At 65.0% G+C, this 15,662-nt stretch carries 15 protein-coding genes; all 15 read right to left on the reverse strand.

Features of this window, described 5'->3' with window-relative positions:
• Nucleotides 1–51: 51 nt before the first annotated feature.
• On the reverse strand, nt 52–1,917 hold the full coding sequence (asnB, locus tag E5X34_RS03980; RefSeq protein ID WP_292561312.1) for an asparagine synthase (glutamine-hydrolyzing): 1,866 nt from the start codon (nt 1,915–1,917) through the stop codon (nt 52–54).
• 163 nt (nt 1,918–2,080) lie between these two features.
• Nucleotides 2,081–2,347 carry a flagellar biosynthesis protein FliQ gene (gene fliQ, locus E5X34_RS03985; protein ID WP_040989996.1) on the reverse strand — a complete coding sequence of 89 codons (267 nt, stop codon included), beginning with the start codon at nt 2,345–2,347 and terminating at the stop codon, nt 2,081–2,083.
• Between the two features lie 128 nt (nt 2,348–2,475).
• Nucleotides 2,476–2,883 carry a flagellar hook assembly protein FlgD gene (flgD, locus tag E5X34_RS03990; RefSeq protein WP_126059607.1) on the reverse strand — a complete coding sequence of 136 codons (408 nt, stop codon included), beginning with the start codon at nt 2,881–2,883 and terminating at the stop codon, nt 2,476–2,478.
• Nucleotide 2,884: 1 nt separating this feature from the next.
• Complete coding sequence (flbT, locus tag E5X34_RS03995) at nt 2,885–3,322, reverse strand: flagellar biosynthesis repressor FlbT (RefSeq protein WP_292561317.1); 438 nt, start codon at nt 3,320–3,322, stop codon at nt 2,885–2,887.
• A complete protein-coding gene (flaF, locus tag E5X34_RS04000; protein ID WP_042640513.1) occupies nt 3,319–3,666 on the reverse strand; it encodes a flagellar biosynthesis regulator FlaF in 348 nt (115 codons plus the stop codon). Before flaF ends, flbT begins: the two co-directional genes overlap by 4 nt.
• A 31-nt stretch (nt 3,667–3,697) precedes the next feature.
• Nucleotides 3,698–4,747, reverse strand: coding sequence for a flagellar hook-associated family protein (locus tag E5X34_RS04005; RefSeq protein WP_292561320.1), 1,050 nt, complete (start codon nt 4,745–4,747; stop codon nt 3,698–3,700).
• A gap of 3 nt (nt 4,748–4,750) precedes the next feature.
• Nucleotides 4,751–6,205: a flagellar hook-associated protein FlgK gene (gene flgK / locus E5X34_RS04010; RefSeq protein ID WP_292561323.1), complete on the reverse strand. Its 1,455-nt coding sequence runs from the start codon at nt 6,203–6,205 to the stop codon at nt 4,751–4,753.
• Nucleotides 6,206–6,234: 29 nt separating this feature from the next.
• Nucleotides 6,235–7,491, reverse strand: a complete 1,257-nt coding sequence (locus E5X34_RS04015; RefSeq protein WP_292561326.1) for a flagellar hook protein FlgE — start codon at nt 7,489–7,491, stop codon at nt 6,235–6,237.
• Between the two features lie 91 nt (nt 7,492–7,582).
• A complete protein-coding gene (locus tag E5X34_RS04020; RefSeq protein ID WP_042640505.1) occupies nt 7,583–8,251 on the reverse strand; it encodes a response regulator transcription factor in 669 nt (222 codons plus the stop codon).
• Nucleotides 8,252–8,472: 221 nt separating this feature from the next.
• Nucleotides 8,473–9,063 (reverse strand): transglycosylase SLT domain-containing protein, encoded by a 591-nt coding sequence (locus E5X34_RS04025; RefSeq protein WP_292561329.1) that lies wholly within the window; start codon nt 9,061–9,063, stop codon nt 8,473–8,475.
• Complete coding sequence (locus tag E5X34_RS04030) at nt 8,993–10,351, reverse strand: flagellar hook-length control protein FliK (RefSeq protein ID WP_292561332.1); 1,359 nt, start codon at nt 10,349–10,351, stop codon at nt 8,993–8,995. Before E5X34_RS04030 ends, E5X34_RS04025 begins: the two co-directional genes overlap by 71 nt.
• Nucleotides 10,348–11,796, reverse strand: coding sequence for a chemotaxis protein MotC (locus E5X34_RS04035; RefSeq protein ID WP_292561335.1), 1,449 nt, complete (start codon nt 11,794–11,796; stop codon nt 10,348–10,350). Before E5X34_RS04035 ends, E5X34_RS04030 begins: the two co-directional genes overlap by 4 nt.
• Nucleotides 11,793–13,211 carry a MotB family protein gene (locus tag E5X34_RS04040; RefSeq protein WP_292561338.1) on the reverse strand — a complete coding sequence of 473 codons (1,419 nt, stop codon included), beginning with the start codon at nt 13,209–13,211 and terminating at the stop codon, nt 11,793–11,795. The genes E5X34_RS04035 and E5X34_RS04040 overlap by 4 nt, the downstream gene beginning before the upstream one ends.
• On the reverse strand, nt 13,208–13,843 hold the full coding sequence (locus E5X34_RS04045; RefSeq protein ID WP_292561341.1) for a hypothetical protein: 636 nt from the start codon (nt 13,841–13,843) through the stop codon (nt 13,208–13,210). The genes E5X34_RS04040 and E5X34_RS04045 overlap by 4 nt, the downstream gene beginning before the upstream one ends.
• A 3-nt stretch (nt 13,844–13,846) precedes the next feature.
• Complete coding sequence (gene fliF / locus E5X34_RS04050) at nt 13,847–15,499, reverse strand: flagellar basal-body MS-ring/collar protein FliF (RefSeq protein WP_292561344.1); 1,653 nt, start codon at nt 15,497–15,499, stop codon at nt 13,847–13,849.
• Between the last annotated feature and the right edge of the window lie 163 nt (nt 15,500–15,662).

Here is a 15,662-nt window from a genome sequence, read left to right on the forward strand (position 1 = left end):
CGTCGGCGAAGCTTTAAACCAAGCATCTTGCCGGTCTGGACCAACCCTGGGCTATTTTTCGCCTCTCGTCTCGGCGTGCAGGGCCTCGGTCAGGTCACCTGTGGTGCTGCCGCCCATGTAGAGCCTGAGCAGCATTTCCATGCCGACCAGGCGCAGGCGCGACGTTTCCTGGCCTCTTGCCATGTCGATCAGGTCGTCCACTTCGGAGGGCGACCATTTCATCGCGTCGCGGAGCAGACCGCCGCGCAGCAGCCCTTGCGTGCCGGCCGAAAAAGCATCGGCCATGTCGAAGCCGATCTTTGCCGCACGAATGTTTTCATGCGGCAGATGGCGTTCGGCAAGCTTCTTCAGCAGCCATTTGCCGGTGCCGTCGCGGTATTTCTGCCGGCGCGGCAGGTGAAGGGCGAAGTCGATGAGCCGGTTCTCGAGGAACGGCACCCTGAGCTCGACGGAAGCCGCCATGCTCAGCCGGTCATGCCTGTGCAGCAGGTCCTGCAGATGCGAGTAGAGGTCGTAGAAGCAGCTTGCCAGGAAGGCGCGGTCGTCGAACGGCGTGACGCCGTCCAGCCTGTCGAACAGCTTCGTCTGCAGGAAATTCAACTCGGGCGACAGGGCCCTGAGCGCCATGCTGCGCTCGGAGGGCGATCCGCGGCCGATCGAGTTGCGGAACGGTGCGCGGCGCAGTTCGGCGAATTTGCGGTCGCGTCGGGCCTTCGAGCGGAACAGGCGCTGCAGCCAGGAGTGGCGCCAGAGCCGCATTGTCGACGCCTGCCATTTGTAGCCGCCGAAAAGCTCGTCGGAGCCCTCGCCGGTGAGCAGCACCTTCACGCCGTCGGCGCGGCATTGCTCGGCCAGCGCCAGCAGCGCAGCGTGGCTGGCGTGCCAGCCATCGGTCTCGAGATGCCAGACCGCGCGCGGCCAGAGCTCGAAGAAGCGGTCCCTGTCAAAAGGAACCCGGCGCAGGCTGACACCAACATGGCGGCCGGTCCGCTCGGCGTCCTGCGCCTCGCTGCGGCCGAGCTTTGGGTCGACGACATAGCCGTGCAGCTCCGGCCTGAAGCGCTTGGCGAGGGCAGTGATCAGGCCGGAATCGACGCCGCCGCTGCAGGCGGTGGCCAGGCTGGTGTCAGCGATGCAATGCAGCTCGACACTCTCCTCCAGCAGCCTCTCCAGCGTCGCCATGTGCTCGGCGTCGGATGTCTTGTCTTCGACGATGCGCGCCGTCTCGATCACATCGAGGACATGCCAGAAGCGGCGCTTCTCGATGCCATCGCCGGTAATCCTCCAGAGACCGGCGGGCGGCAGCCGGTATATGCCGTCAAAGACGCTGTAGCTGGAATCACGGCTCTGCCAGGCAAGCCGCAATGTCAGCTCGCGCGTGTCGATCCGGCGCGCAATGTCATGGCAGGCGAGAATCGCCTTGTCCTCGGAGGCAAACAGCAAGCGCTCGCCGGTGTCGGCGACCGACAATGGCTTGATGCCGAGCCTGTCACGGGCAAGCCACAAGGCCCCGTCGCGGGCATCGAAATAGGCGAAGGAGAACATGCCGTCGAACAACGGCACCGCTTTCTGCGGGCCCCAGTGATGCAGGGCCTGAAGCAGCACTTCGGTGTCGGACACCGTGCGGAAGGTCAGGCCTTCCGCCTCCAGTGTCTTGCGTAGCGCGCGAAAATTATAGACCTCGCCATTGTAGCACAGCACGCCGTCGCCGGATGCGGTCAGCATCGGCTCGCGCGCGGCGGGTGAGGGGTCGATGATGGTCAGCCGGCGATGCCCGAGCGCCAGGCGGGCGTTGTTCCAGTTGCCGTGGTCGTCGGGACCGCGATGCGCCAATGCCTGCATCATGCGCGCGACATCGGAAAGATCGCCGCTCCCGATCGGATCGCGCTTTCGCCAGACGCCGGCTATTCCGCACATGGCCCGCCGGCCGTTCTTGCCTGATGCATCTTTTCCTGAATCGCCGTTTGCGACAAAGACGCCGGCCGATACCGGCACGGCTACAATCTAGCCGCGACAAACGCCACCGCAAGCGATCTCGGGCGTTGCGAACAGGCCGCTATACGCCTGTCGCGGCTTTGCGTCAGAAGCCGTGCTCGATGCGCTCGAAGATAACGTTGGTGAAGGCCGATATCTGGCTGCCGATGAATGGGCCAGTCAGCGCCACCACGAGCATGATGGCGACGATCTTCGGCACGAAGGTCAGCGTGATCTCCTGGATCTGGGTCAGCGCCTGGATGAGCGCGATGCCGATGCCGACCACCATCGCCACCAGCACCACGGGGGCGGAAGCGGTGAGAACCGTCCAGACCGCGTACTGGACGATATCGAGGGCATCGGCCTCATTCATGCGGGCACACCCCCAGCGATCCGACTAAAGCGCGTCGCAATCTTTCGGATTCGCTCCATGCGCTTTAGGTCTTTGGTTTTACGCATGTCTTTATCCCGAAACCGGTTCCCACTTTCGGGAGACATGCTCTAGCTGGCCGGCTTGATCGAGACGCCGGCGCCGACCGGGACCTTGGTGCCGTCCTGCAGCACGGCGATCAGACCGTTGCTGGAGAGCGTCACCGAAGCCACCGTGCCGGTGGTCTTGCCGTCGGCCGAGGTGATCGAGCGGCCGATCAGCGCGTCGGCCTGCGAGAGCGCCGATGACTGCATGATCTGGTCGAGCTTGGTGTTGGTCTGTACCGACTGCTCGACCTGGGAGAAGGTGGCGAGCTGCGCGACGTATTGCGTGGAATCCATCGGCTTGGTCGGATCCTGGTTCTTCATCTCGGCGATCAGGAGCTTCAGGAACGACTGGTAGTCCACCGCAGTCTTCGAGGTCTGCTGGCTGGCCTGGTTGGCGCCAACCGGGATCGTTGTCGTCATGTCGACAGCCATCTTATGCTCCTACAGCCAGTGCGCGGGGCGCTTCGGGAATCTCGTCAGTGTCTTCGAGCGCCTTGCGCTCGAGCGGATAGAGCGCGCGGATCGCCTTCAGCGCCTCGTAGATCTCGTCCTCGCCGACCATGCGGTCGATCTGCTTCAGGCTGTTGCAGATGTCCTGGTTGTCGAAGCTCGCGATCAGCATCGGCAGCGAGCGGCGGAACATGTCCCGCGCTTCTGCGGCGCCCGCCGGGTTGATCAGCATGATCTGCACGATGAAATAAAGCTGCCTGAGCGGCGTTGAGGCCTGGTCGGCCTGGATGACATGGCTTTCGAGCAGGAACTGCACATCGTTCATCAGCTCGATGGTGACCTTGCGGTCGACGCGGATGACCGCGCCATTGATGTAGATCTTCTCGTTGGGCTTCAGCGAGATCTTCAGCGTGTTGGTCATTGGATGCCGTCTCGGATGATCTGGGAGACCTCGATCAGTCCTTCGAAATTGTTGGTGCGGCCCTGGCGGATATCCTCTGTCTCGCGCAGCAGCCACAGACCGATGGAGATCAGGTTGGCGCGCAGCTCCTTGGGGAGCGCGTTGTCGCTGGAGCCGAGATCCTCGACGAAGGTGGTCCAGATGCGGTTGGTGAAATGCAGCGCCTCGACCGCCTCCATGGAGTCGGTGCCGACTGCCGCCGCCGCCGCCAGCATGTCGATCGAGCGGGTGAGCAACTGCCGCTCCCGGTCCTTGGCGTCGGCGACGGAGTCGGTCTGGATGTCGGCGTAGGAGAATTGATACATCGTCGGCGCTCTGGCGTTCCGGTTTACGTGTTCAAGTCAGATAGTTGAGCAGGCTGAGCTGCTGCAGACGCGCGGTCAAGGCAAAGGATGTCTCGATATGCTGTGTCAGGTCGGCCACGCGGGTCGCCGCTTCCGTGGGATCAACGCCTTCGAGATCAAGGATATGCTTCTCGAAGAGGTCGACCTGGGTCTTCATGCGGTCGCTGGCATCGGACACCCGTTGCTGGGCAATGCCTGTTTCGGCCCGTATCTGGGTGATGCCGCCGATCGCCTCGCCGACCAGCGCCTGGGCGCGGCTGACGACCGCGTTCTGCGCGGCCTCGCTGATGCTGCCCGTCATCAGGCTGCTGACCATGGCGGCGGCCATGGCGAGCTTGCGGATGCCTTGGTCGTTGGCGCTTATCGAGGTCTGGGTGGTCTCGTTGAGCGAAATGCGGCTGGTGATCTGCTCGTCGGTGGCGCTCGACCAGTTGGCCTGCCAGCCGGAGCCCAAGAATTGCGGCTCGACCTGCGTGGTGATGAAGTTATCCATCTGCGCGGCGGTGATGTTGGCCGCGGCCGGGTCGGTCTGGGCAAAGCCGAAATAGCTGGTGAAAGCGGCGTCGAACGCAGCCTTGGCCGGCGAGCCGGCGGCGTTGAAGTCGTCGATCGGCTTGACGTCGGTGTTGGTGCCGGCAAACAGATATTCGCCGTTGACGCTGGTGTTGACGATGCCGGTCATCTGCTGCAGCGCCGAGGCGCCGGCGGTCCGCAGGATGCTGGTCGAGGAGTCACCCGACACGCCACTGGTCAGCGCCGACAGAAAGCTCTGCGCGCTGTTGGCGATCTGGCCGAGCGAATCCTGAGTCGATTTCAGGCGCGCGGTGACGAGCGCGTTGGAATCGACAATGCCGTTCAGCCGGTCGAGATCGCGCTGGAAGGTGACGGCCTGGGTGGTGCGGCTGCCGAGCGCCAGGCCGATATCGGCGACCGTGCCGGTCTGGGATTCCTTCGTCGCCTTGATGAGCTCCGCCTGCATCTTCGCCTGCTGGTAGCGCAGCGCGTTGGATATGGCAGCCGAGGAAACGCCTGTCGCTTTCATGAATTATCCCACCGCCGCCAACAGGGAATCCAGCATGTCGCCTACCGTCTTCATCATATGCGCCGATGCCTGATAGGTGTGCTCGAGGTCGAGAAGCAGGGACATTTCCTGATCGATATTGACCCCGGTGTCGTTCGACAGCGCCTCGGCCGAGCGTGCCGCCAGCGCCTGCTTGTTGTCTGCATTGGTCGAAGCCTGCTGGCGCACGCCTTCGAACCAGCCGATGGCGTTGGCCGCATAGTCGGAGACGCCGGAGCTGACGGCGATGCCGGTGGACGTATCGAAAGCCATCGGCTGATCCAGCTTGTTGCCGTAACCGATTAGCAGGTCCGCATAGGATGCGCCGCCGCCGGTGTTGGCGACATAGGCCACGCCGTTGGCGCCGCCGTCGCGCAGCAGCGCGGGATTGCCGCCGGCGCTCGGATCAAAGGCGGCGTTGACGCTGATCGACCCGGCGAGGCCGTCGACCAGGGTGCCGGCGGGCGGAATTGCCGGCGCGCCGGACCATGTGAACAGGCCGGTCGCATTGGGCTGCGACGGCGCGGTCTCGGCAAATGCCGTGATCAGGCCGCGCGCGATTTCGTCGAGCTGGCTCTGCATGGTCGAGGCGACGCCGTCGCGCAGCTTCAACAGGCCCGCCAGCTTGCCGTCGGCGGTGGTGTTGTCGCCGGTGCCCGCGGAAACCGGCACGTTGTCGATATAGATCGTGTTGCCGGGCGTACCTGCCGAATAGCCAGATGATGGCGTGAAGGTCACCGAACGCGGCACGGTCTCGAACAGCGTCGTGCCGTCCTTGGTGGTGATGACCATGTCGTTGTCGCCGCGCGTGAAGGTCGAGACCGGGACATATTCCGATATCTTCTTCAAAAGCGCGTCGCGCTGGTCGAGCGCGTCGGATACGTCCGTGCCCGAGCGTGTGCCCGAGATGACGGCCCTGTTGGCGTCCTGGAACTGGCTGAGCAGCGAGTTGAGATCGTTGACGGCGGTGGCGAGCTGGCTGTCCGCCTGGGTGCGGAAATCCTGGATCGCCTTGGTGCCGCTGTTCAGCGAATTCACCACCTGCTTGGCGGCGTCGACGACGCTGGTGCCAAGGTTCTGGTTCGACGGTGTGGTGGCGTAGAGTTGGAGGGCTTTCTGCAGGTTGGCGATCGCCGTCGAGGGCGATGACGCGTTGTCGACCCCGTTGACCGACAGATCGAGCTGATCCATGCCGTCGTAAAGCGCGCTCTGGCCGCTCCATGCCGACAGCGCCTGGAGGTTCTGCCGAAACAGCAGATCATTGGCGGTACGCTGGATTTCCACCATTCTGGCGCCGGGCGCCGTGCTGGTCACCACTGCGATGCGGCGGGTATAGTCCGGGTTCGAGGCATCGGCCACATTGCGCGATACGACGCTGGTCTGCTTGGAGGTGGCCAGAAGCGCCGACTGGGCAATGCTTAGTGCGGAGGAAAGCGACATGCTGATCTTTCACGGGCGGCGCCCGTCGGTTATCTCTTCAGGTTGACGAGGACGTCCATCAGGTCCGAACCGGTCTGGAAGACCTTGGAATTGGCGGTGTAGCTGCGCTGCGCCGCGATCATGTTGGTCAATTCCTCGGCGATGTCGACGTTGGAATTTTCAAGCGCCCCGGAGACGATCGAGCCGAGCTTGCCCTCGTTGGCAAAGCCGATATGGACCGCGCCGGAATCGGTGCTCTGCACATAGACGTTGCCGGGCATGGCGGTGAGGTTGTCGGGGCTCTGAACATCGGCCAGCGGGATCTTGTAAAGCGCCTTGGTCGAGCCGTCCGCGAACTGCGCGTAGATGACGCCGTCCTGGCCGATCTGCACCTTCTGGATAGAGCTCGGCGCGTTGCCGTTGACCTTGGCGTCGGCGACGGTGAAGCCGGTGCCGAGCTGGGTCAGCTTGGAGAGATCGAGGTTGAGGGTCTGGCCGCCCGGAACGGTGAAGGAAACGCCCGTGGTCGCGCCGGTGAGCTTGCCAGTGGTGGTGTCGAAGGTGAGATTGGCCGATCCCAGCGCGCCGCCGGTATACGGGAACGAGGTGCCCGGGGTCGCCTTCGACTGGTCGAAGACCGCGACCTGCCAGGTGCCGGCGCCGGTGTTGGTGAAATAGACGTCGAGCAGCTTCTTGTTGCCGAGATTGTCGTAGGCGACCAGCGAGGTTTTCGATGTGTACTGGGCGGTCGCGCTGTTGGTGGAGGGCAGACTGCCGGCCGCGACCGGAGTGGCGCCCGCCGGCAGGTTGCCGCTGAAGATGCCGTCGGTGCTTGGCGTCGCCGTCATTTCCTGGTCGGAAATCTGCACCGGCACCAGGCCCTCGAAACCGTTGGCGGTCGCCGCCGGATCGCCATTGGCGTAGTCATAGGCCATCAATTGGTAGCCTGCGGCATTGACCAGCCGGCCTTGCGCGTCCGGGACGAAGGAGCCGGCGCGGGTGAGGTAGGGCGTGCCACCGGCATCCTGGACGATGAAGAAGCCATCGCCATTGACGGCAAGATCCGACACCGAAGTGGTGTAGGTCATGACGCCCTGCGTGCTGACGGCCGAGCGGATCGTCGTCGTCACGCCGCCGGAATTATAGGCACCGCCGGTGCCGGGCATGATCAGTGACGAGAACTCGGCCGAAGAGCGCTTGTAGCCGGTGGTGTCGGAGTTTGCGATGTTGTCGGCCACCGTGGACAAGCGGTTGGCCTGCGCGTTCATACCGGAAACGCCGGTCCGCATCATTCCGTAGAGGCTCATCGATGGATCTCCGCAGTGCCTGGGTAGGAGGCCACAAAACTATGCCTCGTGTCTTGCGCGAGGCTGGCGCGGGATGTGCCTTGGACGGCCATCAAAACACCAGCCGGTAGCCGAGGAACCGCTTGGAATCGATCGGGTCGTGGCCGAGCTTCTCACGCAGCTTCTTGCGCAGCTTCGAGATGTGGCTCTCCACCACGTTCTCCTCGACCTCCTCGTCGAAGATGCCGTAGATGGCGTTGAAGACCTGCGTCTTGGTCACGCGCCGGCCGCGGTTGCTGGCCAGATATTCCAGGATGCGCCGCTCGCGCCGCGGCAACGGCAGCGGCTCGCCGTCGATCTCCGGATCGCGGCCATCCATGAAGATGCGCATCGAGCCGACTTCGGTGTAGGCGGCCTCTTCGGAGCCGCGGCGGCGAATGGCGGTGATGCGGGCGAGAATCTCGCGGATATGGACAGGCTTGCGGACGACATCGTCAACGCCGCTTTCGAACAGGCGCAGCGTATGTTCGAGCGAGTGATGTTCGCTGAGCGCGATCACCGGTGCGCCGGTCCGGTCGCGGATCTGGCGCGGCGATACCGCGCCCTCGCGGCAGTCGCCGATGAGAAAGGCCCTGACGGATCTGAGATCGGTGTCGGCGGCGGAACTCACCCATTCGCCGAATTCGCCCGGCGCGAAACCGGCCGTGGCCACGCCCTCGCGATCGAAAAGTGAAGAGTAGCCCTCTGTCACGAGCTCTCGCTCGTCAACGATCACGATCATCGGCCCGCCCTCCGAATCAATTCATTTGCCCCGTGCGGAAAGGGGTACCCGGCTCGACGAATCCTGAAAAACCATCATTTCTTGTAGCTATTTTCTTGGGAGTTTTTTTGGGAGCCGTAATAAAAGCGATCGTGCAGGTGTATTCGCGCCAGCTGTTGGCGGATGAATATTGGCGCTGGCGGACAGGCCGGCGACAGCCATCGGCATTCAGAAGAAAGCAACTATTGATTGCAAAATGTGCTGGCATTCGGCGTCCATTTGCCGAAGCCGGTGGCGACCATGTTGGCGATGACCCGGCAGACATAGACCTTCTGCGCCGGGTCGTTGTCAGGGCCGGCATGGTAGCGGGCAACGGCCATCGACCAGGTCATGTGCCGGGCGTGCAGGGCGGCCAGGAAGCGTGCGGCATAGTCGACGTTCTGATGCGGGTCGAGCATGTCCTCGACGCTGCGGAAATGGTCGCCGTGATAGTGCTGGTTGATCTGCATGCAGCCGAGGTCGATCAAGGTCTTGCCTTCGCGGCGGGCATTCTCGAAGGTGGCGAGAGCTTCATCGCGGCTGCGCGGGAACACAGCTTTTCCCTCTATATTCAAGGCATTAGGCTGAAGGCTGCCTTTCTTTCCGGTCTCTGTCAGGCCGACCGCATAGAGAATGCCGGCCGGCACGCCGTAGCGATCCGCGGCGCGCAGGATCTCCGGCTCGCAGGGATTTGTGGCGGCGTTGGCAGCGCCTGCCGCCAAGCTAGATATACATATCGTCGCCAGCGCGCTCGCGAAGAGGCGAAGCCGGGCGGGCAAATTCCTGTGCGCCATTGCTGTCGTTCCTTCCCGGTTGCCGCCCGCCGCCCGCGCCGTTGCCACCCGAGTTCCCGGGCTGGAACGAAGGCTGGTCGCGGCCTGTCGACATCGGCATGGCGCTATTGGCGTCGGCGCGGCTCGCCGGATGCGCTGCTATCGAAGGTTGCAGGATGGTGACCTTGTCGACGTCGAAGCCGAGGCTGCGCATCGACTTGACGATGGCATCGCTGTCGGTGGTGAGACGGCGATATGCCTCGTGCGTCTCGGGCTTCATCTCAATCGAAAGTTGCTCGCCCGATAGCCGCAGGCTGGCGGTGACCGCCCCGAGCTCCGCAGGGTGGAGCTCGATCTTGAGCACGTGTGTCGGAACGGCAACAGAATTGGTCGTCTGGGAGCCTGCCGAGGCGCTTGCGAAAGCCTGCTGAACGCCGTTGTCGGAGGCAAGCGCCTCAACCAGCGCCGACGCCGTCTGGCCGAACGGGTTTTGCGCCGGTGCCGGGAAGCTCTGCTGGCTGACGACTTCCATGCGTGTGGCGGAAGAAGACGGCTTGACCGGTGTCTGCGGCGCGGCCGGTTGCGATTGTTGCGAGGCCTTGGATGCGGAAGCCGGTCGCCAGCCCTGCGGCGGCACGGGGCTATCGGCCTGCGGCTCATTCCCTTGCATCGGCAAGATTCCGGTTTCGCCGCGGCCGGGCATGTCGAGAGCCATGTCCGCCGTCACCGGCTTCTGCCCGAAGTCGGGCCCGGAAGCTTCAGCGGCCGTCGAACGGGCGGATCGCGACTGCGGCTCGGCGGAACTGCCGACCGGCGCGCGCTTGCCAATGCGCAGTTGCAACTTTAGTGCATCGTGCTCGTCGGCGCCTTCTCCGCCGGCAGCCGAATCCTTCCCGCCCGCGCCCGACGATTGCGCGAAGTGCTTCATGTCGCTCAACGCCATCAGCAACGGCAAGCGATCCTGCAGCGGTGCGGAATCGCTGGCTTGCGCCGTGGCATCTTTGCCGGTCGTCGGCTTCGCTTCATCGGCCCGGGCGGCGGTGGTCCTCGTGGACTTTCCCGCGGCTTTCTGCGAGCCGGTTTTCCCTTGCGGATCCTGGTCCGGCTCCTGCTTGCCGTTGGCGGCCGCCGAGCGCTTCGCCAGATGAGCGCCCGGCAATGTGGTCGCGTGCTTGTCCTGCGGCCGATCGGGCTTTTCGGTCCCGTGCATAATCTCGCCGAAACTCTGATCCTCGTCCTTGCGGCCGGCGGCGTGCTGCCGGGGCTGGGTCGAAGCAAAGCCCGGCAGGGTCTGGTTGACGCTGGTCATTTGGGGGCTGCTCCAAGGAGTTGGTCGATCTGGTCGAGCTGCCGGCGCGTGCTGGCCACTGCGGCGTCGATGGGGTCTTGCGCCTTCGAGGCCGTCGGCGCGGAGGCCTGGACCACCGGCGCGGCGTCAGCTTGCATGGGAGCGGCGGCCGGCGTTTCATCCGCTGTTCGCGCCACTGGCCGGGCAGAAGGCGGCGAAGCCGCGGGTGGAGTGTCCTTCACCGGATCGCCCGACGCGACCGGCGGATCGCTTGCCGCGACCGGCGGATCGCTTGGCGCGGCCGCTGGCTGATCGGGCATCGCTCCTTCCACTGGAGGCAGATCCGCATTGGCCGGATCGGCCGCGGCCTTCGCCTCATTTCCCTTCGCTGCGGCCGGCGCGGCTTCCGCCTTGGCGGGCGCCTTTACCGGCGCCACCACTTCGCCCGCCACGGCCTGCGCGGCGTCAAGCAGGTCACGGTCGTTTTGCGAGAGCTTGCCGCGGTCGATCTTGCCGAGCTTGACACGCACTTCATCGACGCTGGCCGATGTCATGGTGGAAAGGCTGGAATAGAGTTGGCTGCGCGGGTCGTCCTGGCTGCCGCCGCCGTCGCGGCCCAGTTCCGCCTTGGCCGCGGCAAAGGCCGAGAGCTCCGTCATCCCGTCGATCGCGGCGTGGCGCGCGATGCGCAGGTAGATCACCTTCTCGCGCTCGGGATCCATCATCGAGGTGATGTCGGCGATCTTGTCCTGGCTGATCGCCATATGCAGCGTGATGACACCGGAGACAAAGGCATCGGCGAACTGGCTGGCGTAGGGCGAGTAGAGATAGGACGCGACATATTGGGTCGACGCCAGCGCGAAACGGGCGGCGTCGCCTTGTGCGGCCGCGATGCCCACGGACCGGCGAAGCGCCGCCTCTTCGACCAACGTGCCGGGGCTGAGCAGGCGTGCCGCGTCCAGCAGGGCGAGCGCCTGGGCAGGGTCATCGGCCGCAAGCAGTGAACCCTTGACCAGCGCCAGAAAGGCGCCGATGTCCGGAGGCACGCTCATCGGATCGATCGGCTTCAGCATTTCGATCGCATTGGCCGGCCGCCCATTCAGATAGGCGACGACGCCCTTGGCGATGGCGAGGCTTTGCGGGTCGGTCATCGCGCGCGAAGCCGCCGCCGCGACCGTCACCGGATTGCCGCCGCTCATGCCGTAGACCAGCAAGGCGCGGAAATTCTTCGGCTCCTTGAAGTCCTCGGCATTGGCATCGCGCATCCTGGCATCGATCATTTCGAGGAGCTTCGCCTGCATCGGCAGCGCGGCATGATCACCCCCGGCAATGCGGTCCTGGATCAGCTGCAGCGAACGCACCAGCTGATAAGGCTGCAGCGCGTCCTGCGCTGAGGCCGCCGGTGGCGACCCCGCCGCAATCAATAGCAGCGCGATCGCGCCGCCGATGGCGCTCCTGCCCTTCATCCGCCGGCCGTCATCAGGATCTCGATGCGGCGGTTCGCGGCCGCCATCGGATCGGACGCGATCTTGGGCTGCCGGTCGGCGAAGCCCGCGACCTCGGTGATGCGGCTTTCGTCGACGCCGCCGCGCACCAGCATGTAGTAGGCCGCATGGGCTCGCGCGGTGGACAGCCGCCAGTTGTCGTAAGTGTCGCTGCGGAACGGCCGCGCGTCCGTGTGGCCGCTGATGGTGATGGTGCCCTTCTTCTCGTTGATGATGTGGCCGATCTTTTCCATCGCCAGCACCAGCTCGCGACGCGGCATGGCCGAACCGATCTCGAACATGCCGAAATCGAGCTGATCGGTGATAGAAATGACGACCCCCTTGTCGGTGGCCTCGACCGAGACGCCGTCGGCGAGCTTTTCGCCCGGCAGGAATGCCTTGGCGAGTTCCTTCTTGATGTCCGCGGCCTGCTGGAGGGCGGCTTTGCTCGGCGCCTTGTCGCCCTTGTCGGCGCCTTGCTCTTGTTCGGTCTTTTCCGCCTTCGCCGCTTCGGCCTTGGTGTCGCCGGCCGCGGCCTCGCGCTTGTCGGCTTCGGCTTTTCCGCCCTGTGCCTTGTCAGTCTTGTTACCTTCACCCAACGGCTTCTCGGCCTCGGCCTGCGCGGCCTTCTGATCGCTCTTGGCTTCGGTCTTTTCCGAGGTTGCCAGCGGCTCCAGCGGCGCGGCCGTCAGCGGGGGAGCCGCCGGAGCGGCCTTTGCCTTCGGCGCCGTGGCCGTTGCGACCTTCTCGCCAGGCTTGGCGGGATCGCCATCGATCTTGGCGCGTTCGGCGGTGGCCTCGGCGCCAGGCGCCGCCACCTGCTGCGACCAGAAATCAGGCGCGAAGGGGTCGCGATAGGATTCGCCGCCGGAGGCGCCGGTCGCCGGGCCGGCCGTCTGGGCGCCGCCTTCGCCCTTGGCGCTGACATTCTGCAGCACCCCCGTATCGGCGGCGATCTCCGCCAGCACCGCATAGGGATCGGCAAACAGCTTTTCATCGGACAGCTGGGCATCCTGCGCGCCGTCCTTGGTCTGCCGGCGTTCGGACGAGCCGGCGCCGCCCTTGCCGTCCTCGCCCGCCTTGGTCGCGCCCTGCTGCGGATTGTCCGCGGTCAATCCGACCTTGCTCGGGCCGTCGCCGAGATCCTCGAGGCCCTTGCGGCTGGAATTGCGGTCGATCAGCTCGACCGGATTGAAATAGCTGGCGACGGCTGCCTTGGTCTGCTCGTTGGCGGCGTTGATCAGCCACATGACGAGGAAGAAGCACATCATCGCCGTCATGAAATCGGCGAAGGCGATCTTCCACACGCCACCATGGTGATCATCGTCATGACCGTCGTGATTGCGCTTGACGATGATGATCTCGTGCCGGGGCTCGGCATGGTCGATGGCGCTCATGACAGAACCTCGGACAAGGACGCGGACCACTCGGCGATACGCGTCTCGAACACCGTTTCGTCGATGCTGACGGTCAGGTCGAAGCCCGGCGCCTCGGCGAAGTCGAGATTGGCCGCGCGGGATCCAAGCGCCGCCTTCAGGGGCTCGAACAGCGAGAGGGGGCCCCGAATACCGATGCGGACGGCTTCGTTGTCGGCGACCGCGGCGCCGATGGCGCGTGAAAGGGCCTGCAGCGAACGTTCCTGCAGGTCGTCGCTGAGAAGGCCGCCGATGATGCGGGCAACAGTCGCGCCGGTAAGCTCGGCAACGCGCTGCTCCATGGCGTCGATCCGCGTGGCGACAGCGGCGCCGAGGTCGCCGCCGAAGCTTTCGAGAAAGGCTCTCGCGGCATCGTCGCTGGCCTGGCGCTCGGCGTCGAGCGCGGCCTGATGGGCGAGCGCAAGCCTTGCCTCGAGCGTGGCCTCCGCATCGGCCACCGCCTCGGCGATCAGCGCGCCGATGTCGGCCTGTGGCGCGTGCGGCGCCGGCGCGGCCGGCATATGTGCGGCTTCGCGCGGGGTCGCCGCCTGGCTGGCATGCGGGGTCCGCGAGCCGAAATCGGGCAGGAGATCGAAGAGGGCTGTCGAGGCCATAACCTAACCCACGGCTTCCGGGGCGGCCGCCCATTTGCGCAGAATCTGCGCGGTGCGCTCCTCATTGAGGTCGACCATGCGGGCAAGCCGCTCCTGCGGTGCCGGCCGGATCTTCTGGCGCAGATCATCGAGCGGGGTTGCGCCGGCGCGCGCGCCGGGCAGGGGCGGGGGCTCGGCGGTGATCGCGGCGACCGGCGCGTCGGGCGTCGGCAGCGAGCGTTGCACGTCATCGAAGCTTGGGCCGGCAATGGCCGCGGGGTTTGCCGACGCCGTCAGCGCGGTGGCCATCGGCTTCAAGCCGAAGAAGGCAACCAGGAAAACAACGACGATGAAGGCGCCGGCATTGATCAGCGTACCTGTATAGGTGCCGATCGAGGCGAGGATGCCCGGCTGTTCGATCGGCTCGCCGTCGAGGCCGTTGATGAACTCGACCGCCGACACGTCGATGACGTCGCCGCGCTTGTCGTCGAAGCCGGTCGCCGAGGCCACCATCTTCTGGATATCGGCGACGCGCTTGGCGATCTGCTCTGGCGTGGCCTCCTTGCCGAGGATGGTCTTCAGGCGATCCTGGTTGACGACGACCGCGATCGACATCTTGTTGACCGTGTAGCCGTTCGAAACGGTCGCGATCTTCTTGGAGTTGATCTCGTAGTTGGTGATCTCTTCCTTGCGGTCGTTCTGCGAGGAGGACTGCGGTCCCTCGGTGCTGGTGGTCTGGGTCTCGGGCAGGTTCTGCTCGACGCTGGTCGGGGTCGAGGCCTGCTTCTGGTTGCTGGCCTCGTTGGTCTTGACTGATTGCACCGAACGCTCGACGCGCGAGTTCGGATCGAAGATCGTCTCCTCGGTCTGGCGGCTGTCGGTGTTGACGTCGGCCTTGACGCTGGCGCGAAAATTGTCGGGGCCAAGATAGGGGGTCAGAGCGCGGCGGATGTTGTCGCCGATCTGCGCCTCGACCGTCTGCTCGACGCCCAGCGTGCGTGCAGCGCTCGTGTTGGACGGATCGTCGCCGGCGGCCAGCAGATTGCCGTTGGAATCGAGCACGGTGACCTTGTCGGCCGAGAGGCCCGGAACAGCCGCGGCGACGAGATGGCGGATCGACATGGCGCTTTTCTCGGCATCGTTGCCGGTATAGCGGATGACCACCGAGGCGGAGGGCTGTTGCTCGTCGCGGCGGAAATTGGCGCGCTCGGACATGACGATATGGACGCGCGCCGCCTTGACGCCGGAAATCGACTGGATGGTGCGCGCGATCTCGCCTTCCAGCGCGCGCACACGGGTGATCTGCTGCATGAACGAGGTGAGGCCGAGCGAGCCGACATTGTCGAACAGCTCGTAGCCGGCATTGGCGCTGGTCGGCAGGCCTTTCTCGGCAAGCAGCATGCGCGCCTGCGCGGTGGTGCCGGCGGGCACCAGCACCGAGGTTCCGTCTGAGCCGACGTCGAAGCCGATGCCGGCATCGGCCAGCACAAGGCCGATCTGGTTCACGTCGGAACGCTCGAGGCCGACATAGAGCGTCTCATAGGCCGGGCGATTGAGATAGACGGATGCGATGCCGATGACGGCCATGACCAGGGCCGCGATGCCGCCCATGAGCGCCAGACGCCGCACGCCGAAGCTCTTCAAATTCGCGATGATGCTCTGGATCTGTTCCGGCACGATTCAACGGCTCCCAGCACGACTGTCCGCCGGAAGACTAGACCGCGAAGCTTGTGCGAAGATGATAGCGCGCGCTGCCCAGGAACCAGAGAGCTACCGAACCGGCGGGTTTTTCCGATCAATGAAAAAGGCCGCGTCCGAAGCGCGGCCTTTTTCGTTGATC

Origin of the sequence: Mesorhizobium sp. (genome assembly GCF_004963255.1) — a bacterium.
Taxonomy (GTDB): domain Bacteria; phylum Pseudomonadota; class Alphaproteobacteria; order Rhizobiales; family Rhizobiaceae; genus Mesorhizobium.